The 26,721-nt window shown below is 59.1% G+C and carries 24 protein-coding genes and 1 pseudogene; 11 read left to right on the plus strand and 14 right to left on the minus strand.

All coding sequences use genetic code 11. The features are described 5' to 3' along the window. Positions 1 to 210 precede the first annotated feature (210 nt). Positions 211 to 1,074: an HlyC/CorC family transporter gene (locus LG374_RS01985; RefSeq protein ID WP_225756135.1), complete on the minus strand. Its 864-nt coding sequence runs from the start codon at positions 1,072 to 1,074 to the stop codon at positions 211 to 213. A gap of 77 nt (positions 1,075 to 1,151) precedes the next feature. Beyond that, positions 1,152 to 2,174 carry a biotin synthase BioB gene (gene bioB / locus LG374_RS01990; RefSeq protein ID WP_225756136.1) on the minus strand — a complete coding sequence of 341 codons (1,023 nt, stop codon included), beginning with the start codon at positions 2,172 to 2,174 and terminating at the stop codon, positions 1,152 to 1,154. 88 nt (positions 2,175 to 2,262) lie between these two features. Here bioB and LG374_RS01995 point away from each other — a divergent pair, with 88 nt between their 5' ends. Next, the gene (locus LG374_RS01995; protein WP_048715003.1) at positions 2,263 to 3,381 is read left to right on the plus strand and encodes an S-(hydroxymethyl)glutathione dehydrogenase/class III alcohol dehydrogenase; all 1,119 of its coding nucleotides are present in this window, start codon (positions 2,263 to 2,265) and stop codon (positions 3,379 to 3,381) included. A 7-nt stretch (positions 3,382 to 3,388) separates the two neighbouring features. Next, positions 3,389 to 4,234 carry an S-formylglutathione hydrolase gene (gene fghA, locus LG374_RS02000; protein WP_225756137.1) on the plus strand — a complete coding sequence of 282 codons (846 nt, stop codon included), beginning with the start codon at positions 3,389 to 3,391 and terminating at the stop codon, positions 4,232 to 4,234. 122 nt (positions 4,235 to 4,356) lie between these two features. On the opposite strand, the gene LG374_RS02005 is transcribed toward fghA, so the two are convergent. From LG374_RS02005 to nhaC, 3 genes are read right to left on the minus strand one after another with little or no spacing between them, the layout of a single operon-like run. Beyond that, the gene (locus LG374_RS02005; protein WP_225756138.1) at positions 4,357 to 5,598 is read right to left on the minus strand and encodes an FAD-binding oxidoreductase; all 1,242 of its coding nucleotides are present in this window, start codon (positions 5,596 to 5,598) and stop codon (positions 4,357 to 4,359) included. A gap of 53 nt (positions 5,599 to 5,651) precedes the next feature. Further along, a complete protein-coding gene (locus LG374_RS02010) occupies positions 5,652 to 6,683 on the minus strand; it encodes an Ldh family oxidoreductase (RefSeq protein ID WP_225756139.1) in 1,032 nt (343 codons plus the stop codon). Positions 6,684 to 6,700: 17 nt separating this feature from the next. Next, positions 6,701 to 8,170 carry a Na+/H+ antiporter NhaC gene (gene nhaC / locus LG374_RS02015; RefSeq protein ID WP_225756140.1) on the minus strand — a complete coding sequence of 490 codons (1,470 nt, stop codon included), beginning with the start codon at positions 8,168 to 8,170 and terminating at the stop codon, positions 6,701 to 6,703. A gap of 517 nt (positions 8,171 to 8,687) precedes the next feature. Here nhaC and LG374_RS02020 point away from each other — a divergent pair. The 5 genes and pseudogenes from LG374_RS02020 (at position 8,688) to LG374_RS02040 (ending at position 14,083) form a co-directional block, all read left to right on the plus strand. After that, positions 8,688 to 9,245: a hypothetical protein gene (locus tag LG374_RS02020; protein WP_225756141.1), complete on the plus strand. Its 558-nt coding sequence runs from the start codon at positions 8,688 to 8,690 to the stop codon at positions 9,243 to 9,245. A 30-nt stretch (positions 9,246 to 9,275) separates the two neighbouring features. Continuing rightward, positions 9,276 to 9,422, plus strand: a pseudogene (locus tag LG374_RS02025) (Tex-like N-terminal domain-containing protein); the annotation flags it as partial. Between the two features lie 118 nt (positions 9,423 to 9,540). After that, positions 9,541 to 10,230: an SMI1/KNR4 family protein gene (locus tag LG374_RS02030; RefSeq protein ID WP_225756143.1), complete on the plus strand. Its 690-nt coding sequence runs from the start codon at positions 9,541 to 9,543 to the stop codon at positions 10,228 to 10,230. Between the two features lie 46 nt (positions 10,231 to 10,276). Next, positions 10,277 to 12,526 carry a Tex family protein gene (locus LG374_RS02035; RefSeq protein WP_225756144.1) on the plus strand — a complete coding sequence of 750 codons (2,250 nt, stop codon included), beginning with the start codon at positions 10,277 to 10,279 and terminating at the stop codon, positions 12,524 to 12,526. Positions 12,527 to 12,916: 390 nt separating this feature from the next. Further along, a complete protein-coding gene (locus LG374_RS02040; protein WP_225756145.1) occupies positions 12,917 to 14,083 on the plus strand; it encodes a putative phage abortive infection protein in 1,167 nt (388 codons plus the stop codon). Positions 14,084 to 15,278: 1,195 nt separating this feature from the next. Here LG374_RS02040 and LG374_RS02045 read toward each other — a convergent pair. Together LG374_RS02045 and LG374_RS02050 are read right to left on the minus strand one after the other, a co-directional pair. Continuing rightward, a complete protein-coding gene (locus LG374_RS02045) occupies positions 15,279 to 16,133 on the minus strand; it encodes a LysR family transcriptional regulator (protein WP_225756146.1) in 855 nt (284 codons plus the stop codon). A gap of 125 nt (positions 16,134 to 16,258) precedes the next feature. Then, entirely contained in the window at positions 16,259 to 16,735 is a 477-nt protein-coding gene (locus LG374_RS02050; RefSeq protein WP_225756147.1) for a hypothetical protein, read from the minus strand. A 237-nt stretch (positions 16,736 to 16,972) separates the two neighbouring features. On the opposite strand from LG374_RS02050, the gene LG374_RS02055 reads away from it, so the two are divergent. Both LG374_RS02055 and LG374_RS02060 read left to right on the plus strand, forming a co-directional pair. Further along, positions 16,973 to 17,203 carry a DUF2798 domain-containing protein gene (locus LG374_RS02055; RefSeq protein WP_225756148.1) on the plus strand — a complete coding sequence of 77 codons (231 nt, stop codon included), beginning with the start codon at positions 16,973 to 16,975 and terminating at the stop codon, positions 17,201 to 17,203. Positions 17,204 to 17,605: 402 nt separating this feature from the next. Continuing rightward, positions 17,606 to 18,181 (plus strand): tetratricopeptide repeat protein, encoded by a 576-nt coding sequence (locus tag LG374_RS02060; protein WP_225756149.1) that lies wholly within the window; start codon positions 17,606 to 17,608, stop codon positions 18,179 to 18,181. Positions 18,182 to 18,195: 14 nt separating this feature from the next. Here the strand turns inward: LG374_RS02060 and LG374_RS02065 are convergent, their stop codons facing one another. Beyond that, on the minus strand, positions 18,196 to 18,486 hold the full coding sequence (locus tag LG374_RS02065; RefSeq protein ID WP_225756150.1) for a hypothetical protein: 291 nt from the start codon (positions 18,484 to 18,486) through the stop codon (positions 18,196 to 18,198). Positions 18,487 to 18,655: 169 nt separating this feature from the next. Between LG374_RS02065 and LG374_RS02070 the strand changes: the two genes are divergently transcribed. Together LG374_RS02070 and LG374_RS02075 are read left to right on the plus strand one after the other, a co-directional pair. After that, a complete protein-coding gene (locus LG374_RS02070) occupies positions 18,656 to 18,934 on the plus strand; it encodes a hypothetical protein (protein ID WP_225756151.1) in 279 nt (92 codons plus the stop codon). 64 nt (positions 18,935 to 18,998) lie between these two features. Further along, positions 18,999 to 20,324, plus strand: a complete 1,326-nt coding sequence (locus LG374_RS02075; RefSeq protein WP_225756152.1) for an MATE family efflux transporter — start codon at positions 18,999 to 19,001, stop codon at positions 20,322 to 20,324. Between the two features lie 200 nt (positions 20,325 to 20,524). Here the strand turns inward: LG374_RS02075 and LG374_RS02080 are convergent, their stop codons facing one another. Genes LG374_RS02080 through LG374_RS02105 form a run of 6 tightly spaced genes read right to left on the minus strand, consistent with a single transcriptional unit; the run spans position 20,525 to position 26,681 of the window. Continuing rightward, positions 20,525 to 21,484: a prohibitin family protein gene (locus LG374_RS02080; protein ID WP_225756153.1), complete on the minus strand. Its 960-nt coding sequence runs from the start codon at positions 21,482 to 21,484 to the stop codon at positions 20,525 to 20,527. A 9-nt stretch (positions 21,485 to 21,493) separates the two neighbouring features. After that, the gene (locus LG374_RS02085) at positions 21,494 to 21,664 is read right to left on the minus strand and encodes a hypothetical protein (protein ID WP_225756154.1); all 171 of its coding nucleotides are present in this window, start codon (positions 21,662 to 21,664) and stop codon (positions 21,494 to 21,496) included. A 59-nt stretch (positions 21,665 to 21,723) separates the two neighbouring features. Continuing rightward, the gene (gene gnd / locus LG374_RS02090; protein ID WP_225756155.1) at positions 21,724 to 23,175 is read right to left on the minus strand and encodes a decarboxylating NADP(+)-dependent phosphogluconate dehydrogenase; all 1,452 of its coding nucleotides are present in this window, start codon (positions 23,173 to 23,175) and stop codon (positions 21,724 to 21,726) included. A 34-nt stretch (positions 23,176 to 23,209) separates the two neighbouring features. Continuing rightward, the gene (pgl, locus tag LG374_RS02095) at positions 23,210 to 23,902 is read right to left on the minus strand and encodes a 6-phosphogluconolactonase (RefSeq protein ID WP_225756156.1); all 693 of its coding nucleotides are present in this window, start codon (positions 23,900 to 23,902) and stop codon (positions 23,210 to 23,212) included. Positions 23,903 to 23,919: 17 nt separating this feature from the next. Then, a complete protein-coding gene (gene zwf / locus LG374_RS02100; protein ID WP_225756157.1) occupies positions 23,920 to 25,389 on the minus strand; it encodes a glucose-6-phosphate dehydrogenase in 1,470 nt (489 codons plus the stop codon). A 53-nt stretch (positions 25,390 to 25,442) separates the two neighbouring features. Next, entirely contained in the window at positions 25,443 to 26,681 is a 1,239-nt protein-coding gene (locus LG374_RS02105) for an MFS transporter (RefSeq protein WP_225756158.1), read from the minus strand. Positions 26,682 to 26,721 lie beyond the last annotated feature (40 nt).

Genomic DNA, 26,721 nt, shown 5'->3' on the forward strand with positions numbered 1-26,721 from the left:
GCGTAAATACTGTGTTCGCAGCGAGTGAAGGAGAACCCTTCCTCCGCTTGCGGGGGAAGGTGTCGCGCAGCGACGGAAGGGGGATAAAAAGCTACCAAGCGAGGGCCTCTGACATGATTTTTTCGCGTATGCAGCCTGTGTACAAAGCGCCTGCCGCACAAAAAAATCCTTCCCGGAGGAAGGATGGTCATACATGAATGAGGCGCGGTATCAGGCCTCTTCCGTCTCGGCAGCGGACGCCTGCGGGCGCAAATGCAGACTGATAATCTGGCGGCGGTTAGCTTTGCTCACGGTCGCGAGCCATGAACCGAGATCGGCGCTTTCGCCGATGTCCGGTACTTTGCCGAGGATGTGCTGGATGTAGCCGCCGATGGTATCGGCTTCGTCATCGGAGAGGTCGGTATTGAAGGTGTCGTTAAAGGTATCAATTGGGGTCAGCGCCTGTACCTGGTAGCTGCCGTCGCTGTTTTCGATGATGGGGGCAGCGGCGATTTCGTCGTGTTCGTCGTCGATTTCGCCGACGATTTCTTCGATGACGTCTTCAATAGTGACAAGGCCGGAGAGGTTGCCGTATTCGTCGATGACGATCGCCATGTGGTTGCGGTTGGTTTTGAAGTCGCGCAGCATCGCGTCCAGCGGTTTGCTTTCCGGGACGATGGTCGCTGGCCGCAGCATTTCCGGGATGGTCGCCGGTAGCGGGCGGCCGAAGGCGCAGGGCAGGAGGTCTTTGGAGAGCAGGATGCCGCGCACTTGTTCGTGGGTTTCATCCACCACCGGGTAGCGCGAATGGCCGGATTCGGTGATAACAGTGAAGATGTGTTCCAAGCTCCAGTTCTCTTCGAGGAAGATGATTTGCCCACGCGGCACCATGATGTCGCGCACGCGGGTATCGTCAATGGTGAGCAGGCGTTCGAGCATTTGCGCAGTGTCTTCGCCAATCTGTTTACCGGCACGCGCTTGGTGCAGAAGGTCGCGGATGGCTTCGGGGATGTTCTCGGATTCTTCGTTGTTGTTCCAGAGGGCGCTTAATCGGCTGAGAAGGGACTGTTTGGGTTCCTGGTTGTCTTCGCTCATGGGTGGGGGCGGGTGATTGGGATGCTGGCTATTGTAGTCAAATATCCGCCAAGCCGTAACGCCAGGCGGTGTGCCCGTTATTCTTCCGCGTGCATCATGCTTTGCCGCTTGTTCGGGTAATACTTCCCGACCGCTGCGGTCGCAGGCGCAGCTTCTGCCATCTGCCGCATTTCCGGGTTAAGGTCGAGTTTGGCGAAAAGGGCGGCATCGCGGTCTTCCGTCGGGTTCGGCGTGGTCAGCAGTTTGCAGCCGTAGAAGATGCTGTTCGCGCCTGCCATGAAGCACAGCGCCTGCATTTGTTCATTCATACTTTCCCGCCCGGCGGAAAGACGCACTGCACTCGCTGGCATCATGATGCGGGCGACGGCAATGACGCGGATGAAATCGAAGGGTTCGAGATCGTCCGCCTGCGCCAGCGGCGTGCCTTGAACGCGCACGAGCTGGTTGATGGGCACGCTTTCCGGCGGCGGGTTGAGGTTGGCGAGTTCGACCAGCATGGCGAGGCGGTCGTCGTCTTCTTCGCCCATGCCGAGGATGCCGCCTGAGCAGATTTTCATGCCGGCGTTGCGCACGTGTTGCAGGGTGTGCAGGCGGTCATCGTAGTTGCGCGTGGTGATGATTTCGCCGTAGTAGCGGCGACTGGTGTCGAGGTTGTGGTTGTAATAATCGAGCCCGGCGTCGGCGAGCGTCTGCGCCTTGTTTTCATCGAGCATGCCGAGGGTCATGCAGGTTTCCATACCCAGCGCCTTGACGCGGCGCACGACTTCGACGAGATACGGCATATCCTTCTCTTTCGGGTCACGCCACGCCGCGCCCATGCAGAAGCGGGTCGCTCCCTGGGCGCGGGCGCGTTCGGCGGCGCTGACGATGTCGTCAATTTTCAGCAGGGTTTCGCGGGCGACGCCCGTTTGATAGCGCGCACTTTGCGGACAGTATTTGCAATCTTCGGGACAGGCGCCGGTCTTGATGGAAAGCAGGGTGCTGATCTGGATATGCTGCGGGTCGTGGTAGGCGCGGTGTACGGTTTGCGCCTGATAGAGCAGTTCCATGAAGGGCAGTTGGTAGAGCGCTTGCGCGCGGGCGAGGGTCCAGCGGAGCATGGTTTTAACCTGTGGGGATGGGGCGCTAAGTGTACAATGCGGCTTCCCTGTTTTTCAGGGGTTTCCACCACTTCCAGCAAGGATTTTTATGGACTTTATCAAGACCCGCGCCGCCGTTGCCTGGGCGCCGAAGCAGCCGTTGGTTATCGAAGAACTGGATTTGATGCCGCCGCAGAAGGGCGAGGTGCTGGTGCGCATCGTCGCCAGCGGCGTCTGCCACACCGACGCCTACACCCTGGACGGGCTGGACGCGGAAGGCGTCTTCCCCTGCGTTCTCGGTCACGAGGGGGCGGGCATCGTCGTCGCGGTCGGCGAAGGCGTGAGTAGCGTCAAGCCCGGCGACCACGTCATCCCGCTTTACACCGCCGAATGCGGCGAATGCGAGATGTGCACCTCCGGCAAGACCAACCTCTGCTCGGCGGTGCGCGCCACCCAGGGCAAGGGCCTGATGCCGGACGGCACGGTGCGCTTCTTCAAGGACGGTCAGCCGATTTACCACTACATGGGCTGCTCGACCTTCTCCGAATACACCGTGGTCGCCGAAGTCAGCCTCGCCAAAATCCAGCCGGAAGCGGATTTGCACGAAATCTGCCTGCTCGGCTGCGGGGTGACGACCGGCATGGGCGCAGTCATCAAGACGGCGAAAGTGCAGGCGGGCGACAGCGTCGCCATCTTCGGCCTCGGCGGTATTGGTCTGGCGGCGGTCATCGGCGCGCGCATGGTCGGCGCGGGCCGCATCATCGGCATCGACACAAATCCGGACAAATTCGCGATGGCGCGCAAACTCGGCGCGACCGACTGCATCAACCCGCGCGACTACGACAAACCCATCCAGGACGTCATCATCGAACTCACCGGCGGCGGCGTGGATTACTCCTTCGAGTGCATCGGCAATGTCGACGTGATGCGTTCTGCGCTCGAATGCTGCCACAAAGGCTGGGGCGAATCCGTCATCATCGGCGTCGCCCCGGCGGGCGCGGAAATCCGCACGCGGCCGTTCCAGCTCGTTACCGGCCGTGTCTGGCGCGGCTCGGCCTTCGGCGGTGTCAAAGGGCGCAGCGAACTGCCCGGCATCGTGCAGCAATACCTCGACGGCAAATTCGCCCTCAGCGACTTCATCACCACCACCATGCCGCTCGACGACATCAACCGCGCCTTCGACCTGATGCACGAAGGCAAAGCCATCCGCAGCGTCATCCACTACTGAGGCCGCCATGCACATCCTGAGCGAACACAAATGCTTTGACGGCCTGCAACTGCGCGTCCGCCACCCGTCTGCCGCCAACCACTGCGAGATGACCTACTCGCTCTATCTGCCGCCGCAAGCGCTGGCGGGTGGGCGCGTGCCGCTGCTCTACTGGCTCTCCGGCCTCACCTGTACCGACGAAAACTTTACCCAGAAAGCCGGGGCGCAGCGCTACGCCGCCCAATACGGCCTCGCCCTCGTCATGCCCGACACCTCGCCGCGCGGCGAGGGCGTCCCCGACGATCCCGCCTACGACCTCGGCCAGGGCGCGGGCTTCTACCTCAACGCCACGCAAACCCCGTGGGCGCAGCACTACCACATGTACGACTACATCACGGCAGAACTGCCCGCCCACCTCGCCGCGCACTACCCGCTCGATGACCGCGCGGGTATCGCCGGGCACAGCATGGGCGGGCACGGCGCACTGCAAATCGCCCTGAAAAACCCCGCGCGCTACGCCGCCGTATCTGCCTTCGCGCCCATCGTCAACCCGGGCGACACCCCGTGGGGACAAAAAGCCTTCACCGCCTACCTCGGCGATGACAAACACGCCTGGCGCGATTGGGACAGCACCGCGCTGCTCGCCACCGCCCGCGCGCAACACCTGCCCATCCGCATTGACGCAGGCGACGCCGACGAATTCCGCCCGCGCGAAATCCGCTGCGAAACCTTCGTGGACGCTGCCCGGCAAGCGGGCTACCGCGTGGATTACTACCTGCACCCCGGCTACGACCACAGCTACTACACCATCGCCAGCTACATCGGCGCGCACATCGCCTTCCACGCCGAAGCATTGGGGCTGGGGAAACCGTAAGACGAACCGCCGCCCACCGCCTGGCGGCATCCACAACCACTGCCGCCCGGCGGGATAAACACCGGCTTCTCGGCCAACAACACAAATCGGTTTTTCCAGCACGACCCGGATGTCAACAGCCCCTAACCGAAGCGGGCCAGCCGGTAGGGGGTGAGGTCAAGGGCCGGGGTTTCGTCGTGGTACAGCGCGCTGACGAGTTCGGCGGTCAGGGCCGCCTGGGTCAGGCCAAGATGCTGGTGGCCGAAGGCGAGTAGCAGGCGATCTTGGCGGTCAATGACCGGCAGGCTGTCCGCTGTGGTTGGGCGGCAGCCCATCCACGGGGCGGCGTCGCGGTCATCGAGCGGGCGGCGCAGCAGTTTGTTGGCTAAAGGCAGCAGGTTGTGGGCGCGTGCCATGTTGGCCGGGGCGTTGAGTCCGGCGTATTCGACGGTGCCCGCGAGGCGCAGGCCGTGCTCCATCGGGGTCATGACGAAGCTGTGGTCGATGCTTGATATGGGGCGGCGCAGGCGGGTGTGTTCGTGCGGCAGCATGAGGTGGTAGCCGCGTTCGGTGTCGAGGGCGATTTTGCCCGCGCCGAGTTGCTGGATAAAGGGTTTGCTGTAGGCGCCGGTGCAGAGGATGAGGGTGGCGCCGTGGTGGGTGTTGCCGTTGTCGTCGTGCAGGGTGTAGCCGTCTTCTGTGCGGATGATGTGGCGGATGCGGCAGTGTTCGCGGATGTCGCCCCCGGCGGCGCGCAGGGCGTCAGCCAGTGTCCGGCCGATGGCGGCGAGGTCGCTGATGTGGGCGGATTCGGGGTAGTAGAGGCCGCCTTGCTGGTCTTCTGCCAGTGCAGGTTCGTAGTCAGGCAGCGCTGCGCGCGGGATGTGTTCGCAGGCCAGGCCGAGGGCACGGTTTTTGGCGGCCTGGTCGGCCAGTCCAGCGGCGGTTTTAGCGCGACTGGCGATGTGCAGGATGCCGTCACGGTGGATGTATTGCCGGAGGGGCACGCGCGCGGCGAGGCGTTCCCAGGCGTCCACGCTATCGCGGTTGAGGTTGTATAGGGCGCGGTGGATGTGCTGGTAGCGCGCGGGGGTCATGTTGGCGATCATGCGGCAGCCAAAGGGGATGAGGCGTGGCAGGTAGCGCCAGTCGATGCGCAGCGGGCCGAGCGGATTGAGCAGGATGGCAGGCAGGCGCGCGAGGGTGGCCAGGTTGGCGACGGGGTAGTTGTATTCGGCGGCGAGGTGTCCGGCGTTGCCGCTGGATGCGCCGCCGAGGATGGTGTCGGCATCGATAAGGGTGGTGGCAACGCCGCGTTGTTGCAGGTTGTAAGCGGTGGTGAGGCCGATTATGCCGCCGCCGAGGATGAGGGTGGGGTGGGTCATGGCGGTATCCTGGGGTTAGCTGGGGTAAGGCGTGGTTATCTCGCTTGGCAGGCTTAGTGCAGTTCTATGTCCAGTTCGCCTTTTTCCATGCGCCGCAGTTTGGCGAGGTTGTCCGCGCTGATGGGGATGCCCTGGGTAGCAGCGGCAGCACGGGCGGCATAGCGGCGTTGGGATGGCAGGCGTGCGCCCTGGTCACGGATGGCATCCAGCAGGACACGGGTGTGGATTTCGTGATCTGCCGCACCAAAGGCGGTGGGGTCGATGGCAATGATGAGTTCGCCGTGACGCGGGGCGAGGCCGCGTCCACCGTCGGCTTCGCTGCTTTCACTGCTGAGCAGGTCGCCTATCCAGACGGCGGCTAGCAGTTCGATCATGGTGGCAATGGCTGAACCTTTGTAGCCGCCGAAGGGCAGTAGTGCCCCGCCGTCGAGGACGGCGGCGGCGTCGTTGCTGGGTTGGCCGTCGCGGTCGATTCCCCAGCCGTCGGGCAGGGGTTTGTTGTCGAGGCGGTAGAGTTCGATTTCGCCGCGCGCGATGACGGAGGTGGCGAAGTCGAAGACGTAGGGGCGGCTGTCACCAGTCGGCCAGGCGAAGGCGAGCGGGTTGGTGCCGAAGAGTTTGCGGATGCCGCCAGCCGGGGCGACGTAGGCGTTGCTGGGACACATGGCCAGCGCGCCAAGTCCCTGGTTGGCGAGTGCTTCGACTTCGGGCCAAAGGGCAGCAAGGTGCAGGCAGTTGTTGATGGCAAGGGCGGCGATGCCGTAACGTCGTGCTTTGGCGGCCAGCAGTGGCAGACCTTGTTCGCTCGCAAGCGGGGCAAATTCGCCGCAAGCGTCGATTTTGGTGATGGGCTTATCGGCCGGATCGTGGATGACGGGGGCGTTGTTGCCATCCGCCAGTCCAGCGTGGCGGCTTTTGAGGACGCCCGCGAGACGGTAGATGCCGTGCGAGCGGCACTGGTCGCGTTCGGCTTTGCTCATGGTGTGGGCGATGGCGGCGGCGTGGGCGGCGTTGTAGCCGCCCGCTTGCAGGACACCCGCGAGCAGGGTATGCAGTTCGTCGTAGGTGAGGTAGGTGTCGGTCATGGCGGTTTCTCCGGTTATCAGACCATATAGTCATCCACGTCGTCGGCGATTTCTTCCATTTCTTCGTCGTCGATGGTTTGCGGGCCGCGTGGGTCTTTCGGCACGAACCAGCCGAGAGCGGCGAAGATGAGGCCAACCACCGGCGAGAGCCAGCAGAAGAGGGCAAACGGCGCGTAGATGAAGGTACTGAGGCCGAGGGTAGTGGTAACGAAGACGCCGCCGTTGTTCCAGGGTATGAGCGGCGAGACGATGGTGCCCCAGTCTTCGATGGTGCGCGAGAGGATGGCGCGGTCGTAGCCCATTTCGGCGTATTTGCTTTTCATCAGACGGCCGGGCAAGACAAGCGAGGTGTAGATTTCGCCCGCCACCATGCCGACGGTGAGGACAATCATGGCGGTCGTCGCCACCAGGCTGAAGCGTGATTTGATGAGGACTTTGAGCTTGCCGAGGATGGCGCGGAAGGTGCCGTAGGTTTCCAGGGCGCCGATGAAGGCCAGCGAGAGCATCATCATGGTGATAACCCAGGTCATGGACATGATGCCGCCCTTGGAAAGCAGTTTGTCCACGTATTCCTGGCCGGTCTGCGCCTTGTAGCCGTTCATGAGGATGTCGGACACACTGCTGATACTCACACCCTGGTAGCAGATGGCAATGAGCACGGCGAGGAAGATGCCGGTGCAGAGGGTGCCGGTCACGGAATATTTGCGAAAGCCCATGACAATGACGAACAGCGCCGGCACGAGGGTGATGAAGCCGGTTTTGTAATGCCCCGTGATCGCGGTCTGGAACATTTCGCGGGTCTGGTTGGCGACTGCGCCTGCATCCCCCTGGTAGTGGCGGCTGACCAGCGCATAGATGATGATGGTGAGGGCGTAGGCGACGGTGGTGTTCGGCAGCATGGATTTGATGTGCGACCACACGTCCGTGCCGGCGACGGCTGGGGTGAGGTTGGTGGTATCCGACAGCGGCGACATTTTGTCGCCAAAGAACGAGCCGGAACAGATTGCACCGATGGTCCAGTAATTCGGGATGCCGAGGGCGTCACCGATGCCGAGCATGGCGAGCCCGACCGTGCCGAGCGTACCCCAGGAGGTGCCAGTGGCCAGCGAGACAATGGTGGTCAGAACGCAGGTGGCTGGCAGGAAGATACTTGGGCTGATGATGTCGAGGCCGAATTTCAGCACGGTCTGCACGGTGCCGGCAGCGATGGAGGCGGCAATCATCATGCCGACGCAAAGGATGATGATGGTAGTGGGCAGCGCGACTTTCATCACGCGGTACATATTCTTTTCCATCTCCGCCCATTTGCGCCCTTTCAGCGCCATGAAAATGCCGGTGATGCAGATACCGATAATCAGCGGGACGTGCGGAGTGTAATCCTTGAAGATGAAGAACTGCACCATGAGGATGGCGACGCTGATGGACAGCGGCGCGACTTCAAAGCGGAAAGAATAGTCGCTGCGGTTTTTGTATTGACTGAACAGCATAAGCACTCCAGGTTGATGTTCACCTGCATACTGCTATAAGTCAGAGTGATAAGCAACAACTAGCAAATAAAAAAACACGGCCTTCCTCACACAATACACAAAAACACACGACAAACAGCAAGTTCTCACGAAAGATGACGCGTGCTTCCGCTTTTACCACCGATGGCCACCGCTCACGATAAAATTGCGACCACCAGACGGGACAACCGGGTGTTTCCCGTCAAAAAGCAGAAGTACTCACATGACCATTACCAGCACTCAGGACTTCAACCGGCACAAACCGCACCCGTCGTTGAATACCGCAAAGACGAAGCGCTTTGGCCTACCTGCTTGACACCAACAGCACCGCCAAAATGCGGACAATAGATAACCAGCGGGTGCATATCGGCGTAAACGCCCCCGCTGCCAAAACACCACCCTTTGCCCCAACGACATCACGGCTACTATCTACGCCGCCCTGCATACCCCTAACCACCCATGACTCAAAAAAACAAAACCCTGACCTGACAGCATCCACATGACAAACGGCAGCCTTGACCGCATCAAACGTATGCCCAGCACGGACCATAACGAACACCCTTCTCCCTACCCGCTTGCTGCGCCGCTGCCCGAACAAGACACCCATAACCTGATACTGGACCGCTGCCGCGATATCCCGTTCTATACCGACATGACCCGCATCATGAACATCCTCGGCTGGGATGACTGCCGTCACTATTCCTGGTTGGTAAACGACATCGATGGAGACTGGGAAGCGGCGCTGCCTGATCCGTACGCGTGTTCAGGTGCAGAATTAGCGCGGGTACTGGCAGAACATCCGCACGAACAATACATTTGGGCCGTCTTTTCCGCTTTCGCCTCCGACATTGCCCCGCAGCAAATAGACTTGCGCACCCTGCCCGACGCGGAAAGCGCTGATTTCTGGCAGGACAACCCCAAGCCGCAGCATCCACAAGCCTTGTTTGAAATCGTCTGCTGGGACAGCACATGTACCCTGTTTATCGGGCTGCCTGATAAATTGGCACGGCGGCTGGTGGCGGCCTTTCCCGATTGCCGCCGCTTGCAAGATCTTTAAATCCCACTTAACACAATCCGTGTTGTAACCATGAACATCACCCAAACCCTAGCCCAAGAACTCGCCGCCACCCCCGCGCAAATCACCGCCGCCGTCGCCCTGCTCGATGACGGCGCGACTGTGCCCTTCATCGCCCGCTACCGCAAAGAAGCGACGGGCGGACTGGACGACACCCAACCCCTCATCAAATCATCTCCATGATCAAACAACACAAACTCCAGCCACCTGTCGTCAAAAGCGGTAACAACCGCGACATCGTCGCCTGGGCGTATCATCCTGAATCACCCGCGACACCATGAACGCTCTCCACCACATCACCACCCTCTACCAACTTGGCCACACCCGCTGCGGCCTGCCTGAACAGCAAATCGCCGCTGCCGAACAGCGCCTGAACATCCGCTTCCCCGCCGTACTGCGCGCTTACCTGCTTGCATTGGGCGGCAGCGAAGCCATCAATCAATCCTGCAACCGCCTGTTGCCGTTGCACAAAATCAACATTACCGACGGCTATCTGGTACTGATAGAAGAAAACCAGGACGTATGCCGCTGGGGCATCGCCATCGCCGACCTGGCGCAGGACAATCCGCCCGCGCATATCGCGTTCTATACCGCTGCAAGCGGGGACTACCGCTGGCAGCCCCACCTGCCCGATACCTGCGCCCTGCTGCTGGAATTGGCCTGCATCAACGCCACTATGGGCGGTCTGCCGTATTGCGCCAACATCATGAATAAAGAGGTCATTGATGCCGCAGCCGTGCGGTTCATCCAGTACAACCGCACCGAAATCAAAACCTTGCACCAGGACAACCAACAGTTTTACAGCGATGACTTCCATGACATCACCCTGCTCTGCTTTGCCGACGACGGCAGCCCAAGCGGCGTATTTATCGGCTCTGCTGACCAAGACCGCTTCAACACCCTGCTAGAACACTTCGGCTGGGACAACTGGTCGTACACCACCTACGACGACGAAGACGACGAATAAACCGCCCCATTTTCAGACCACCCATCCTCATTTAGTAAGGAACCCCATGAACATCACCCAAACCCTCGCCCAAGAACTCGCCGCCACCCCCGCGCAAATCACCGCCGCCGTCGCCCTGCTCGATGACGGCGCGACCGTGCCCTTCATCGCCCGCTACCGCAAAGAAGCGACGGGCGGGCTGGACGACACCCAACTGCGCACCCTCGAAGAACGCCTGCACTACCTGCGCGAACTCGAAGCGCGCAAAGAAACCATCCTCGCCACCATCGACGAACAGGGCAAACTCAGCCCCGAACTGCGCGCCGCGATAGAAGCCGCCGACAACAAAACCGCGCTCGAAGACCTCTACCTGCCCTACAAACCCAAACGCCGCACCAAAGCACAAATCGCGCGGGAAAACGGCCTGCAACCGCTTGCCGACACCCTCCTCGCCGAACAGCCTGCCGACATCGAAACCCTCGCCGCCGCCTACCTGAGCGACACCGTCCCCGACAACAAAGCCGCGCTGGACGGCGCTCGCGCCATTCTCATCGAACAAATCGCGGAAAACGCCGAACTCATCGGTGCCCTGCGCGAAAAACTCTGGAGCGAAGGCGAACTGCACGCCGAGCGCAACCCCGACCAGGCAGACGAGGGCGAAAAATACCGCGACTACTACGACCACCGCGAACCCATCCGCACCATGCCCAGCCACCGCGCGCTGGCCGTACTGCGCGGCAGGAACGACGGCATCCTGCAACTCACCCTCAAATACCGCCCGGACGACGTCCCCACCACCGAAGCCAGCGACTACGAAAAAACCATCGCCGCGCACTACCACATCGGCGCGCACCGCTGGCTGCTCGACACCGTCCGCCTCGCCTGGCGCGCCAAAATCTACCTCAGCCTCGAACTCGACGCGCTCAACCGCCTCAAAGAAAACGCCGACCACGACGCCATCACCGTCTTCGCCGCCAACCTCAAAGACCTGCTTCTCGCCGCCCCCGCCGGCCGCCTCACCACCCTCGGCCTCGACCCCGGCTACCGCAACGGCGTCAAAAGCGCCGTGGTGGATGACACCGGCAAACTCATCGACACCGCCATCGTTTACCTGCACCAAGAGCAAAACATGCTCGCCACCCTCGCCGCCCTCATCAAAAAACACCGCGTGCAACTCATCGCCATCGGCAACGGCACCGCCAGCCGAGAAACCGACAAACTCGCCGGCGAACTCATCCGTGCCCTGCCCGAACCGCGCCCGCACAAAATCGTGGTCAGCGAAGCGGGCGCCTCCATCTACTCCGCCTCCGAACTTGCCGCACGCGAATTTCCCGACCTCGATGTCTCCCTGCGCGGCGCCGTCTCCATCGCCCGCCGCCTGCAAGACCCGCTCGCCGAACTCGTCAAAATCGACCCCAAATCCATCGGCGTCGGCCAATACCAGCACGACGTCAACCAAAACCAACTGGCAAAAAGCCTCGACGCCGTCGTCGAAGACTGCGTGAACGCCGTCGGCGTGGACGTGAACACCGCCTCCGCGCCGCTGCTCGCCCGCATCTCCGGCCTGAACCAAACGCTCGCGCAAAACATCGTCGCCTACCGCGACGAAAACGGCGCCTTCGACAGCCGCAAAAAACTGCTGAAAGTGCCGCGCCTCGGCGAAAAAACCTACGAACAAGCCGCCGGCTTCCTGCGCATCCACGGCGGCACAGAACCGCTGGACGAAAGCGCCGTGCACCCCGAAGCCTACCCCGTCGTCGCCAAAATGCTCGCCGACCGCCACCTCGCCGCCGCCGACCTCATCGGCAACCGCGAACAAATCGCCAAAATCAAACCCAGTGACTACACCACCGAACGTTTCGGCCTGCCGACCATCCTCGACATCCTCACCGAACTCGAAAAACCGGGCCGCGACCCGCGCGGCACCTTCCAGACCGCCACCTTCGCCGAAGGCGTGCACGAAATCAGCGACCTCAGCCCTGGCATGATCCTCGAAGGCGTCGTCTCCAACGTCGCCAACTTCGGCGCCTTCGTGGACATCGGCGTGCACCAGGACGGCCTCGTCCACATCTCGGCACTGGCCAACCGCTACGTCGCCGACCCGCGCGAAATCGTCAAAGCGGGCGACGTCGTCAAAGTCAAAGTGCTGGAAGTGGATGCCGAACGCAAACGCATCGCCCTCACCATGCGCCTTGACGACGACGCGATCGCAAGCAGCAAAAAAGACCGCCCGCGCGGCGACAAACGCCCGCCACAGAAACAGGAAAAAATGACCAACACGGCCATGGCGGATGCGTTTGCCAAATTGAAGCGGTAATTACCGTAAAAAAACAAGCCATTAAAACTTTCATGTAAACAAAAACCCGATTTTTTTACATATCCGCTGCGACATATCAAAAAAACGGGCTTTTCTTTACATCAAGAGCATGCCGTCACTTAGCCGAACACAAACGCATCGTCCTCCCCACGCTCTTCAATGACGCCAACAACGACTATAGCTAATCAGCTTATTTTTTCATACGACATTTACGCCAATCTTTCCGCATTTGCGCAATATTCAGGGAAGATCTGTATGAAGGATTAAGAGCATTGACTATAGCGGCAAAAAAAAGCGCTGCAGATGTAGAATAAAGTACTGAACACTGCACAATTAAGGATGAATTTGCTAAATTGAGGCAGAAATAAACTTAACATTAGGAGAAGTTGCATGAAAATTGGAAAATTTATTCTTCTATTGCTAATGATATTAGCATTATTTTCTATTTTTACTTTTCTAATTTTATTATTACTAAATAATAGTCCTCTCACTTTTATAGATATACCTGTAATAGATGCCTTTTATATAAAAAATAATAAAATAGATTTAGTAAATACATGTATTGCTTTAAGCACAACAATATCTGCTGCTGGTTTATGTTATTTTAGTTACCTAACTTATAGGAACCAGAAGAATCAAGAATTTGAAAGCCTATTTAATACTCTATTTCAAGAACACAACAAATTAATTAAAACAAATGATTTTATTGACGAGATCATTAAAACAAATATAAAAGTTATGGATAATTTTATATATATCTATTCAACAATTCCCTCTCTATCCAGCAACTATGAAGATATTAATATTTCACTTAATTGTGTTTTATCTTTGCTAAACGAGGAAAATAAAATTTCTAGCAACCAAAAAAATGAAATTAAATCTAAACTAGATAATATAAGTGAATTATTTCACATAATAATTAAAGTAGACCACAGTCTAGACAAAATAGTAAATAATATTGTACAAATGTCTGGTAATTTTAGAATAAGCAACAACATAGATTATTCCAATTTAGCTCAGTTAATTAAAGAAGCTATTGAAGCGATAAAATGCAAACTTGATATTAATGAAGATAAATCAAACATCTTCAACAAGGAAACAAAAGAAATTATTGATAATAATGCTTTATTAAAACCCTATTTAATAATATTATATAGATTACTAAAATATATAAACAATAATGCAAAAATATCTAATGAAAGCAAACACGAATATTTTGGATTGGTCAGAGCAACAATTCCTTCTAATGTTTTATTTTTACTGCTTTTTAATAGTATCGGCTGGACAATTTCTAATAATAAATTATATCCTTCTTATTCACAACTAATTATTAAATCAAGGCTGTTAGAGCACCTTAATATTGAACAAGAATTTACTAGTAATTTGCATATTAAAAAAGATGAAAATACATTTCGTAATCTATCAATTAATCACATAGATAATCTAAAAGATATTTTCAATAATTATATAATTAATGGCACAGCAATTGATATTAAAGCATTTGGTGATAATGTTCAGATCAGAAAGTTACAACAACACCAATCTATATCTAAATAATAATTTAGTAGTTATTTTGTTTTAAGGCTTTCACCAGTAATCTACAATAAAATTTATCTAAGTATTATGTGTCTAATAAAAACCATCACACTTGGGATCTAAATAAATTACGTATAATGCAAAAGGAATCTGAGAGGACAACATTCGCCTGCAAAATAAATCCCAGATTAGGCATCAACATTGATTTTTTCCCTAGCATTTACTCCTGTTTAGCGGCCATTCAACCGGTATAACTTCCATCCAAGATCTACCACCGCGCCGTGTTGGGTTCCTCTGCTCACAACGTCACAACCTGAAAGCTGTCGATAGGCGCAATAGCGAATTCGTTTACCAAATTGAAGCGGTAGTTGCGCATCAAAAATGGCCAAAAATGATAGACAACATATTTTGTGCATCACAAAAGAGTCGCAAAATTTTTGTGACACTTTTTGTTTTGAATCTGATGCACAAAATTGTGTATCGCTCGTGACATACAATTTCGATTAACGAGCCGGTGTTTTCGCCGCTTGACGAGTCCAGCATTTACGCCGCTTGGCGCAAAAAATCCCTCCCCCGCTTGTGGGGGAGGTGGCCGGAGGGGGGGGAATGAAAATCCAGTATTTATCCCGCTTGGCGGGCCCAGCATTGACGCCGCTTGGCGACTTTATCCCCCCTTCCGCCCTTCGGGCACCTTCCCCCGTAAACGGGGGAAGAAAAAAGTTCCCGCTTGGCGAGCCCAGTATCTACGCCGCTTGGCAGCTTTTGGAATAGCACGGCAGCGCTATGGCAGAAAGAAGAATGTAGAGACGTTGCCTGCAACGTCTCAAAAGCAAGAGAGGCAGCGGTAAAACCCAGCAACGACACTGCTTGGCAAATCCAGCGTTTACGTCGCTTGGCAACTTCATCCCCCCTTCCGCCCTTCGGGCACCTTCCCCCGTAAACGGGGGAAGGGAAAAATTCCCGCTTGACGAACCCAGCACTGACGCCGCTTGACGAACCCTGCATTTATCCCGCTTGGCGAGCATAGGGCGGGGCTTCAGCCCGCCGAGCGGGCGCAGCCTGCTTTTTGCATTTTGGGTAAGAACGACATTGCGCAGCGCAATACGGTTTTTCGTTTTTGAGACGTTGCAGGCAACGTCTCTACGAAATCCAGCAACCAAGCCGCTTGGCGGCATTCTCCCACCTCACTCAACCTCCTACCTCCATTCATCGCCGCTCATTCGCCCGCCAGCACTTCCCCGAAAAAATCTGCCACCGCGCGCACGACGGGGCTGCGGCGCACGTCTTCGTGCATTACCAGATACAGCGCCGCTGCGCAGGCGGGCGGGGGTTCGTCTGCGCGCAGTGCCACTGTCTGCAAGCCGTCTGCGGGTGAGACGGCGAAATCGGGCAGGATGCCGATGCCGATTTGTCCGGCAATCGCCTGTTTGACGGCGGCGAAGTCGTTGCTGGCAAAGACGATGTCCGCATCCTCGCCAATCTGCTCCATGAACCAGCGGCTGTGCTGCGCTTCCACCGCGAGTTGGACAAACTGCCAGTCAGCACGGTGGCGCGTGAGGTAATCGCGGTGCGCGTAGGGGCGGAAGGCGAAATCGCGCAGACGGCGCACGGCGAGGTCGTTTTGCGTCGGGCGGACGAGGCGCAGGGCGATATCCGCCTGTCGTCCATGCAAATCAGCCAGCGCCGCTTCCGCGAGCAGGTGCAGGCGGATATCGGCGTGTTTGCGGTAGAAATCGGTCAGATGCGGCATCAGCAGCAGGCGGGCGACAAACGGTGGCGCGGAGACGGTCACGCTGTGCCGCACCGCTGCCTGTTCGCGGGCGACGCGCTGTAACACGCTCATCTCTTTGCATAAATCGCAGGCATGGCGGTACAACCGTTCGCCGTCGGCGGTGAGCAGGTAGCGCTTGCCAATGCGGTCGAAGAGGCGCAGGCCGAGCGCCTGTTCCAGTTGGGCGATTTGCCGCGACACGGTGCTGTGTTGCACGTCCAGCGCGGCAGCGGCAGCGGTCAGCGTTTCTTTTTCCACCAGCGTGGCGAAGTAGCGGATGCCGTTCCAGTCGAGATTCATCGAGCCTGATTTCCTCAAGCGGGCTTTATAGTTGAATAGATAAAAAAGCGTAACAAGGCGCGTCGCCGCAGACAGTACAGGTAGTACGGCAAAGCGACGCAACGCCGTTACGATTTTTTAGATGTTTAACTATATTCTTCGTCTTCGTCCTCGTCGCGGCTGTTTCTGGGCAAGTAGAAACAGCCGACCAGCAGCCCCACAGCCAGTGCCATCATCGCGTAGGTAAAGGTTGCCAGCACGCTGTTGATGAACGCAGAAAGTGGCAGATGAAAGGTAAAGACGATAGCGAAGGTGATGACGCAAAACGTCATCCCGCCAAGTAGAGGGCCGATAAACACCCCAATCAGGATAAAGAGGACGATGCTGCCGATGTCGCGGCGCAGCTTCAGTTGATTGGCTAGCCAACCGATGGCACTGGCGGAAACCAGCCCGGCGCCGCCCAGCATGAAAACATAGAGCCATACCGGGCTGCCGCGATGCCCATAGATCAGCAGAAAGAGAATGCTGGGCACCAGGGACATTATGGTGATGAGCCAGCCGGTGGCAAAACGCGGGGGATATTGCTCACCTTGCGGCATTTGGGATGGGGTAGTGTTTGTCATGGTTTTTCCTCTTGTCTGGTGCGTGATGAACGGCGCTGCGGTGTTTGCTGCCGCTACTTGTCTTGACATTCTAGTGATGCCTGACCACGGAAGGAACACGCCGGAATGAAGAATTTTCTCTGCGGCAAATCGTCGTTTCACTGTGCAAATATCATCGAGCATTGCCAATTTATGCCGTTTTAGTGTTTATATAAACGGTTTAGACTGCCTGCCGTTATTTCACTCTTGAGGAATGCCATGAAAAAACTGCCTAAAAAATACGCCGGGGTGCTGTTTTCACTGTATGCCTCGGCGGTGATGGTGCTTATCGTCAGCGGTGTGCTGGTCGCGTTGAACACCGGCATCGACGCCGGCTATCCGCTGCGCCTGCTGAAAGCCTACCTCATCACCTGGCCAGTCGCCTTCGCCAGCCTGCTGCTGGTGCGGCCGCTGGTGGTGAAGTGGGTGGCCGCGTCGGTAGCGGATTGATTTACCGCTGATCGGGTCTGTATTGACGCCGTTTGGCGGCTATCCCCCCTTCCGCCCTGCGGGCACCTTCCCCCGTCAACGGGGGAAGGGAAAATTCCCGCTTGACGCACCCAGCATTGACGCCACTTGGCAACTTTATCCCCCCTTTCCGCCCTGCGGGCACCTTCCCCTGTAAACGGGGAAGGGAAAATTCCTGCTTGACGAGCCCAGTGTTTACGCCGCTTGGCGACTTTATCCCCTTCCGCCCTTCGGGCACCTTCCCCCGTAAACGGGGGGAAGGGAAAAATTCCCGCTTGGCGGACACGCCGTTTTTGTTGAAAGCATCGCAAACACCAAGCGGCGCTTGTGTGTTTTGCTGCCGCGTCTTATAAGTACGGCTGTTTTCCGCTACCGCCTGCCGCCATGACCACCCGCATCCCCACCCCTTTTTCTTATTTATCCGCCGCCCACGCCTATGCGCAGGGGGATGATGACGGTGAGCGGCAATGGCTGCTGCCGCTCGCTGAAGCGGGCGATGCAGCGGCGCAATGCAGGCTCGCTCTGCTGGCAACGGCCGCCCGGGATTATGCGGCGACGCAGGCGTGGTTCGAGCGCGCTGCCGCGCAAGGGCACAGCGAGGCGCAGTTCTTCCTCGGCCTGATTTACATCGACGGGCAGGGGGTGCCACGTGATTATGTGCAGGCGCGGGGCTGGTTTGAGCGCGCCGCTGCGCAGGGCGAGGCGCGAGCGCAGAGTTATCTCGGCTGGCTGTATGACAACGGCTATGGTGTGCGCCGTGATTTCGCCACGGCGCGGCTGTGGCTGGAGCGGGCGGCGGCGCAGGGCGACGCCGATGCGCAATTTAATCTCGGCAGTTTTTACCGCTATGGCAAAAGCGTGGCGCAGGATTTTGCCACCGCGCGCCTGTGGTATGAACGTGCCGCCGCGCAGGGCGACAGCGATGCCCGGCAGGCGTTGCGCGAGCTGGGGCGCGGTTGAAGGGATGATTGCCGTCAGCTGTTTTTCGGCAGGATGCGTATCAGCCGCCGCGCGCGACGCTGCGGTTCGTTATGCGTCATCTGCGGGTCGTCAATCACTTCTATGCTGCCGTTGATGCGCACCCGCCGCACGATGAATTGCACATGCCCGCCCCGGCTCTGCATTTGCTGCATGTGGGTGTAGGCCATTTTGGCGCCGAGGTGCAGACTGACCACCACCGGCTGTTCGTTGACGGCATCGGAATAGAGGGCCAGTACCGCGTAAGCGATGTTTTCCCGGCCAAAGATGAGGTCTTGCGTTTGCATGGCTGTCATCATGACGAAAAGATTGCGTGATGGTCAGGATAGCATGCCGGCCTTGCCTCCGCTTGGCTGCCGCAAGGATGAGCGTCCGCGCCAGCAGCAATCGGCGCCGCGATTGTGCAGTTCTGCCGCTGGAAGCGGATAATGCGCGCCTTTCAGGACAGGAAACCGCATGAAAAGCGTCCCCCTCGCCGCGCGGGTCTATGCCGATTTGGATAACGAGCGCCTCGCTCGCCATATCGTCGGCCTGACCCAGACAGATACCGTCCGCCGCTTCGATGGCAGCACGCAGACCGTCGGCAACGGCGATTTTCTCTACCTCTATATGGATTGCGGCGACGGGGAATACTGCATCAGCGCAGGCATCGTCATCGCCAGTCCGTTTCCGACGCGGCCATACAAATGGTGCTGCGTGCTGGATGAAGACATCCGCTACTGGCAGGATGACTAACGCCGCCAAGCGGCATAACCACGCGGTTTCCCCCTGCAACCCATAAACAAACACAAGGACTCCCATGACAGCCCGACACGAACTGGCGGCAACGCTGCGCCTCGCCCTGCCGCTGATACTGCTGCAACTCCTGAGCTACGCCCAGCCGGTCGTTGATACCGTCATGGCGGGGCGCCACAGCGACCTCACGCTCGCTTCGGTGGCACTCGCCGCGCAAATCTTCAGCTTCATCTACCTTTTCATGGCCGGTTGCGCGCTCGCCATCACCGCCGCCGTCTCGCAGGCGAACGGTCGCGACGACCGCGCGCAAATCCGCCGCAACTTCCAGCAAGGCATCTGGATGCTTGCTTTCCTTGCCGTCGTCACCGTCCTGCTGACCCTGCTCGGTGCCTACGTCCCTGCCCTGCTCGGCAGCACGCCGGACATCGCCCGCGAAGCGAAGCGCTACCTGCTCACTCTCGCGCCCGGCGCCGGCGTATGCATCATCGGCCTCGCCGGACGCTGCTTCCTCGAAGGCATGGCCTACCCGCGCACCACCGTCATCGTGCAGGCGCTCTTGATCCCGGCCAATATCCTCGGCAACTATGTACTGCTCTACGGTGCGGGCCCCATCCCCGCCCTCGGTGTGCCGGGCATGGCGCTCTCGACCGTCCTCTGCTACCTCTTCTTCACCGCTTTCGTCTTCACCGCCATCGCCCGCAACCCGCGCTGGCGGGCGTACCGCCCCTTCTACCGCTTCGCCGCGCCCGATTTCGCCGCCATCCGCCACTATTTCGCCGTCGGCCTGCCGATTGCGCTGGCGCTGGTGATGGAAATCGGCCTGTTCACCACCGTCGGCCTCATCGTCAGCCGCACCAACGAAGTGAACGCCGCCGCCAACCAAATTGCGCTCAACTACGCCGGGCTGTCCTTCATGATTCCGCTTGGTCTTGCCAGCGCGCTGACCATCCGCTGCGGCAACGCCTATGGACGCGGCGACTACGCCACCTTGCGCCTGCGCGCCCTGAGCGGTATGGCGGCAGTTGCGGTGGTGATGTGTTTCGTCGCGCTTGTGCCGCTCTTCCTGCGCCACGAAATCGCCGCGCTGTATAGCAACAGCGCCGACATCGTCGCCATCGCCGGCACCATCCTCGTGCTGGTCGGCATTTTTCAAATCAGCGACGGTATGCAGGTCTGCACGGCGGGTGTGCTGCGCGGCATCCATGACACCCGCATGCCGATGATCTACGCCTTCATCGGCTATTGGCTGGTCGGCTTCCCCGCTGCGCTTGCCGGCTACCACTGGCTCAACATCGGCGTCGCCGGATTGTGGGTCGGCATGGTGGCCGGCCTGACCCTGACCGCTGCTCTGGGCATACGTCGGGTGCTGTGGCAGGTGCGCAAACGCTGAGGGTTGTCGCCATTCCCAAGCGGCGTGATTGCTGGGTTTTGTAGAGACGTTGCAGGCAACGTCTCTACGTTTTTCTTCTTTCGTCGCGCCATCGTGCGGAGAAAAGCCGCCAAGCGGCGGTTTTGCTGGCCCCGCCAAGCGGTATCCATGCTGGGGTAATGGAAAAAAACGGGGCGGCTTGCCGCCGCCCCGTTCGTGCATCACTGCTGTTCTTCCGCCGGCAGTGCCAACATCGGCACGGTGCCACCCGGCAACATGGTGCGCGGCAGGACGCCGTTCCATCGTTCCGCCTGCATCAAGCGGATGATTTCCGGATTCTTGCGCAGGGCTTCGCCTTTGGTGTTGATGGAATCCGCTTCCGCTTTCGAGCGCAGTTCGATCGCCTTGGCCTCGGCTTCCGCCGCTTTGATCTGCGCATCGGCCAGACCCTGGGCGCGGGTGGCGGCGATTTGCGCTTCGATGCGTTCGCGTTCGAGGTTTTGTTTGTAGCGCTCGACTTCCACCTCCGCTTTCATGCGATCTTCAATCGTCTGCTCGTAAGCATCGGAGAAATCGACGTTTTCTATCTGCACACTGGCGATGCGCAGGTAGGGGTACTTGGCGAGCGCATTCACGATGGCATCCTTACTGCGGTTATTCAGCTCTTCGCGGTGCTGCACGGAGCGGATGGCGGTGAATTGACCGAAGACGGTTTTTAGTTCTTGTTTGACGATGGGGGTAATCGCCAGCTCGTAGAGGTTCTCGGTTTTGCCGAACTGGGTGTAGAGCGCTTCCACACCGTCTTCGGCGATGGAAAAAGTCACGGAAAGGGTAATGTGCGCCGGTTGCTGGTCGCTGGAATAGGCGAACACGTCTTTCATGCTGCCGGTGGTGGTGCGCACCGGGATACGCACGACACGGTCAATGTAGGGCATTTTGAAGTGCAGGCCGGGGTCGGCGACTTTGCTCACTTCGCCGTAATGCAGCACCACGCCGCGCTCGCCCTGATCCACGGTGTACATGCTGCCACCGGTCATCAGCAGCAGGATGAAGACGATGGCGGCGCTGAAGAACAGGATAAAGAGCGGGGCTCTGCTTTTTTTCGGGGGGAGGCTGTTATTGGTGTTCACGGGGGTTCCTTCGGGGGTAATGGGGGCGGTGTTTTGCTGACGGCGTGTCATGGAAAGATCCTATTTGCTGGCTTTGGCGCGAATACCAATGCTGCCGTACAACTCGGTGTCGCCGCTTTCGTTCGAGATGCCGATGTGGTTGCCGCGCGTGTCATGCCGGGCGGCGGTGGACGTTGGCTGTTGGGCGCAGGCGGTGAGCAGGAGGAGGCTGGTGAGGAGGAGGGTTTTCATGGTTCTTGGCAATGCCGGTAAAAGCCCCCGCTTGTTGCGGGGGTTGGTGTAATGCCTGTTCAGGCGTCGTAGGTGGTCGAAGCGGTGTCGCCGCCGGTGCCGGTCCAGTTGGTGTGGTGGTACTTCCCGCGCGGCTGGTCGGTGCGTTCGTAGGTGTGCGCGCCGAAGTAGTCGCGCTGGGCTTGCAGCAGGTTGGCAGGCAGTTGCGCGCTGGTGTAGCCGTCGAGGAAGGTCAGCGCCGAAGCCATGCATGGCACGGGGATACCGTAGCTGATGGCAGCAGCGACGACTTGGCGCCAGTCGGCGAGGTTTTGTTGCAGGATGTGGCGGAAGTAAGGCGCGGCGCCGAGGAAGTTGAGGTCGGGGTCTTGCGCATAGGCGTCGCGGATGTCGCCAAGGAAGCGGCTGCGGATGATGCAGCCTTCGCGCCACAGCATGGCGGTTGCGCCGTAGTTGATGTGCCAGCCGTGCTGTTCGGAGGCTTCGCGGATGAGCATGAAGCCCTGGGCGTAGGAGATGATTTTTGCCGCGAGCAGGGCTTTGCGCAGGGCTTCAATCCAGGTGGCGCTGTCGCCGTCGATGCGCGTAGCCGGGCGCGGGAAGTGAGCGGCGTTCGCCACGCGCGCGTCTTTGGCAGCGGAGATGGTGCGCGCGTACACGGCTTCGCTGATGAGGGTAAGCGGGATGCCGTAATCAAGGGCGTTGATGGCGGTCCATTTGCCGGTGCCTTTTTGTCCGGCAGTGTCGAGGATGTGCTCGACCAGCGGGCTGCCATCCGTGTCTTTGTAGGCGAGGATGGCGGCGGTGATCTGGATGAGGTAGCTGTCGAGCTCGGTCTTGTTCCATTCGCTGAAGACACGGTGCATGGCGTCGTGATCAAGGCCGAGGCCGTCTTTCATGATGTGGTAGGCCTCGCAGATGAGCTGCATGTCGCCGTATTCGATGCCGTTATGCACCATTTTCACGAAGTGGCCCGCGCCGTCGGCGCCGACCCAGTCGCAGCAGGGTTCGCCGTCCGGGGTTTTGGCGGCAATCGCTTGCAGGATGGGTTTGATGTGCGGCCAGGCCTCGATATCGCCGCCCGGCATGATGGAAGGGCCGTGGCGCGCGCCTTCTTCACCGCCGGAGACGCCGGCGCCGACGTAGCGGATGCCTTTGTCGCGCAGGGCGTGAACGCGGCGGGTGGTGTCGGGGTAATGGGAGTTGCCACCGTCGATGATGATGTCACCGGGGGCGAGGTGGGGGACAAGCTGGTCGATGAATTGGTCTACCACGTCGCCGGCGCGCACCATAAGCATGATGATGCGCGGACTTTTCAGTTTTTCCACGAGTTCCGGGATGCTGTGCGCACCGCTGATGTTGGTACCCTTGGCCGCGCCTTGCAGGAATTCGTCCACTTTGGCGGTGGTGCGGTTGTAGGCAACGACGTGGTAGCCGTGATCGTTCATGTTGAGGATGAGGTTTTGGCCCATGACGGCAAGGCCGATGACACCGATGTCTGCTTTTGGCATGTCTGCTCCTGTTGTGGATTGGTGGATGGGGTGGTTATGACTGTTGCGCGGCTGCGGCACGGTCGAGGTGGTATTCGGTCATGCCGTCTGTGGCGCGGATACGGGCGGCGGGGTAGTCCGCGCCAGCGGCGATTTGGCCGAGGATGGAAGCTTTGCCGCTGCCGGTTGCGAGGTAGCTGAGGCGTTTGCCGCGCATGATGAGCGGTGCGGTCAGGGTCAGGCGGGTTTGTCCGCTCTGCGGGTGGTGGGCGATAGCGACGTTTTCCCCGCTTGCGTAGTCGGTCGCGCCGGGAAAGAGCGAGGCGGTGTGGCCGTCGTCGCCGATGCCGAGGATGATCCAGTCGTAGCGACCATCCGGGATGTGGGCGGCGATATCGGCGGCGTAGCGGGCGCGTTCTGCGGTCGGGTCGGCTTCGCCGCGCATGCGGTGGATGTGGGCGGCGGGCACGGGAACGTAGGCGAGGAGCAGGCGCTCGGCTTCGCCATAGTTGCTTTCCGGGTCTTGCGGCGGGACGCAGCGTTCGTCCCCCCACCACAGGTGCAGGTTCGCCCAGTTGACGCGTCCGCGCCAGGCCTCGCTCGCGAGAAGGCGGTAGAGTTGTTTGGGCGTGCTGCCGCCAGAGAGGGCGATGTGCTGTACGCCCGGACGGTGGCTGATGGCAGCGAGTTCGGCGGCGATATGGGCGACGAGGGCGTCGCTGTCGGCGTGGATATGGATGTTTTGCATGGGGGAGGCCTCTTGTCTCAGGCTTTTCTCGGCTGCCGCCAGACGCGGCCACTGCGCGCAATCATTTTGTCCGCTTCTACCGGGCCCCAGCTGCCAGGTTCGTAGCTGGCGATGGCGCCCCGGTTCGCCTTGTAATCGAGGATGGGCTGGACGTATTTCCAGCAGGCATGCACGGCGTCGGTGCGCGCAAACAGGGTGGCATCGCCTTTCATCGCATCGAGCAGGAGGCGTTCGTAAGCGGTGAGGACGTTGTTCTCAGCGAGATCGGCGTAGCGGAAGTCCATCGCCACTTCTTCGGATTCGAAGCCCGCGCCCGGTTTTTTCAGGCCGAAGCGCATGGCGATGCCTTCGTCCGGCTGGATACGGAGGATAAGTTTGTTTTCCGGCGCGCGCTGGTTAAAGACGGGGTGTGGCGTACTTTTGAAGTGAATGACGACTTCGGTGAAGCGCAGCGGCAGGTATTTGCCGGTGCGGATGTAGAAGGGCACGCCGCTCCAGCGCCAGTTATCGATTTGCAGGCGCAGCGCCATGTAGGTTTCGGTGCTGCTGTCCGGGGCGACGCCTTTTTCCTGACGGTAGCCGGGAACCGCCCGGCCATTGATTTCGCCTTTGCCGTACTGGGCGAGGACGAGGTTGTTCTTCAGGTATTCGGCATCAAGCGGGTGCAGGCTGTGCAGGACTTTCGCCGCTTCGTCACGCATGGAATCGGCATCAATCAGCGCGGGCGGCTCCATCGCCACCATCGCCAGGATTTGCAGAAGGTGGTTCTGGAACATGTCGCGCACCGCGCCGGATCCGTCGTAGTAACCGCCCCGGTTTTCCACGCCGATGGTTTCGGCGGCGGTGATTTCCACGTAGTCAATGTAGTTCCGGTTCCAGAGCGGCTCGAACAGGCCGTTGGAGAAGCGCAGCACCAGCAGGTTCTGCACGGTTTCTTTGCCGAGGTAGTGGTCGATACGGTAAATCTGGTGTTCGAGGAAGTCGTGGTGGATGGTTGCGTCCAGCTCGCGCGCGGTTTGCGCATCGTAGCCAAAGGGTTTTTCCACGATGAGGCGTTTCCAGCCGTGATTTTCGCTGTTCAGGCCGTGCGCAGCGAGACAGGCGGGGATGATGCCGTAGAGACTGGGCGGGGTGGAAAGATAGTAGAGGGTATTGCCGCCGGTCTGGTATTCGGCGTGCAGGGCATCAAGACGTGGCACGAGCTTGCCGTAATCGTCGCGGTCGGCGGTGTTGAGCGACTGGTAATAGAGGCGGGTGCAGAAATCATCCAGTGTTGTTCCGCCTGCATTTTCCTTGTCGATGAGGTTCTGCCGCATGGCGTCACGGAAGGAGGCGTCATCCAGCTCGCTGCGGCTCACGCCGAGAACGGCGAATTTGTCCGGCAACTGGTTGTTTTTGTAGAGATGATAGAGGGCGGGGATGAGTTTGCGGCGGGTGAGATCGCCGGAGGCGCCGAAGATAACGATGATGTTGTTGGCGGGTTTCATGAAGGGTCCGTTGTGAAAATGGGAGGAACGGCAATGTATCACGGCGGGCGACGTTATTGCGTCACCGCCTGCGGGTGTTTTTTGAAGTAATGCGCCAGCAGCCAGGCGGTCGCAACGCCGACGGCGGCAAAAATGCACCACGGCAGGAGTGGCATTTGCCAGGCCTTGCCGAGGTCGTACAAATAGCCGCCGATGAAATTGCCGACACCGCCGCCGAAACCCATGCTGATAGCACCGAAGCCGACGTACAGCCCCAGCGCGCGCGGATGGGCGAGGTGGGCGACGAGGATGTCGAGCATCGGGCGGCTGACGAGGTAACCGAGGGTGTACACGCTCACCCAAAGCAGGAAGACGGCGAAACTCGGCGAGGTGCCGAGCAGGAATGTGCCGAGGGTCATCACCAGCGTACCAGCGATGAGCAGCTGGTGGCTGGCCCAATGGCGTTGCAGGCGGCGCACGAGGAAATATTGCAGGAGGAGGGTGAGGACGGAGCTGTAGGTGTAAAACAGCCCGGCGCTCGCTTTCGTGCCGGTGAGCGCTTCGGCAAGCAGCGGGAAGGTGATGTTGACCTGCATGACGATGAACCAGTAGCCGCACACGATGGCGACGAAGTGCAGATAGGTGCGGTCGCGCAGCAGACTGCGCAGATGCGGGGTGTCGCCTTCTGCCTCTGCCGCCTGTTTGCGCGTGTCCGGGAAATAGCGCAGCGCGACGAAGACGTTGGTGAGGAAGCAGCTGCCGGCAGCGATGCCCACCGCGTGAAAACCGATGGTGAGCAGGGCGATGGCGAGCAGCGGGCCGAAGGTAGAGGCAATGCCGGTGAGGTAGTTAGCAATCAGGTAAAACTGGCGGCGCTCATCCGGGCGGGTCATGGCGACGGTCGCCGCCTGAAATGGCGCATCAAACAGCGCCCCGCCGAGGCCGGTGAGCAGCAGGGCGAGGAAAAAGACCGGCAGCGTCGTCGCAAAGCCGAGCATAAAAAAACCGGTGGCGCGGATGATGAGGCCGGAGCAGAGTACCGGTTTCAGACCGTAGCGGTCGGCGAGCATCCCGCCGATGAAAGTCAGCCCCTGCTGGCTGATCTGCCGCAGGGCAAGCGCCATACCAACTGTCGCCGCCGCCATGCCGACATCACCGACAAAATGCACGGAAACGAGCGGGATGAGCAGGGTAAAACCAGTGGTGGTGATGGCCTGATAGATGAGCAGGGCGAAAAGCTGCGGACGGTCGCGATAGGCGAGGAGATCACGCAGCGGCGCGGTGAGGGCGGCAAGGGGGATGTGGACGTGCATAAGAAGAGCGGCTGTGATGGTGGGCGAATTGTCCGCCAAT

This window comes from Cardiobacterium sp. Marseille-Q4385 (assembly GCF_916618745.1).
In the GTDB taxonomy this organism is placed as follows: Bacteria; Pseudomonadota; Gammaproteobacteria; order Cardiobacteriales; family Cardiobacteriaceae; genus Cardiobacterium.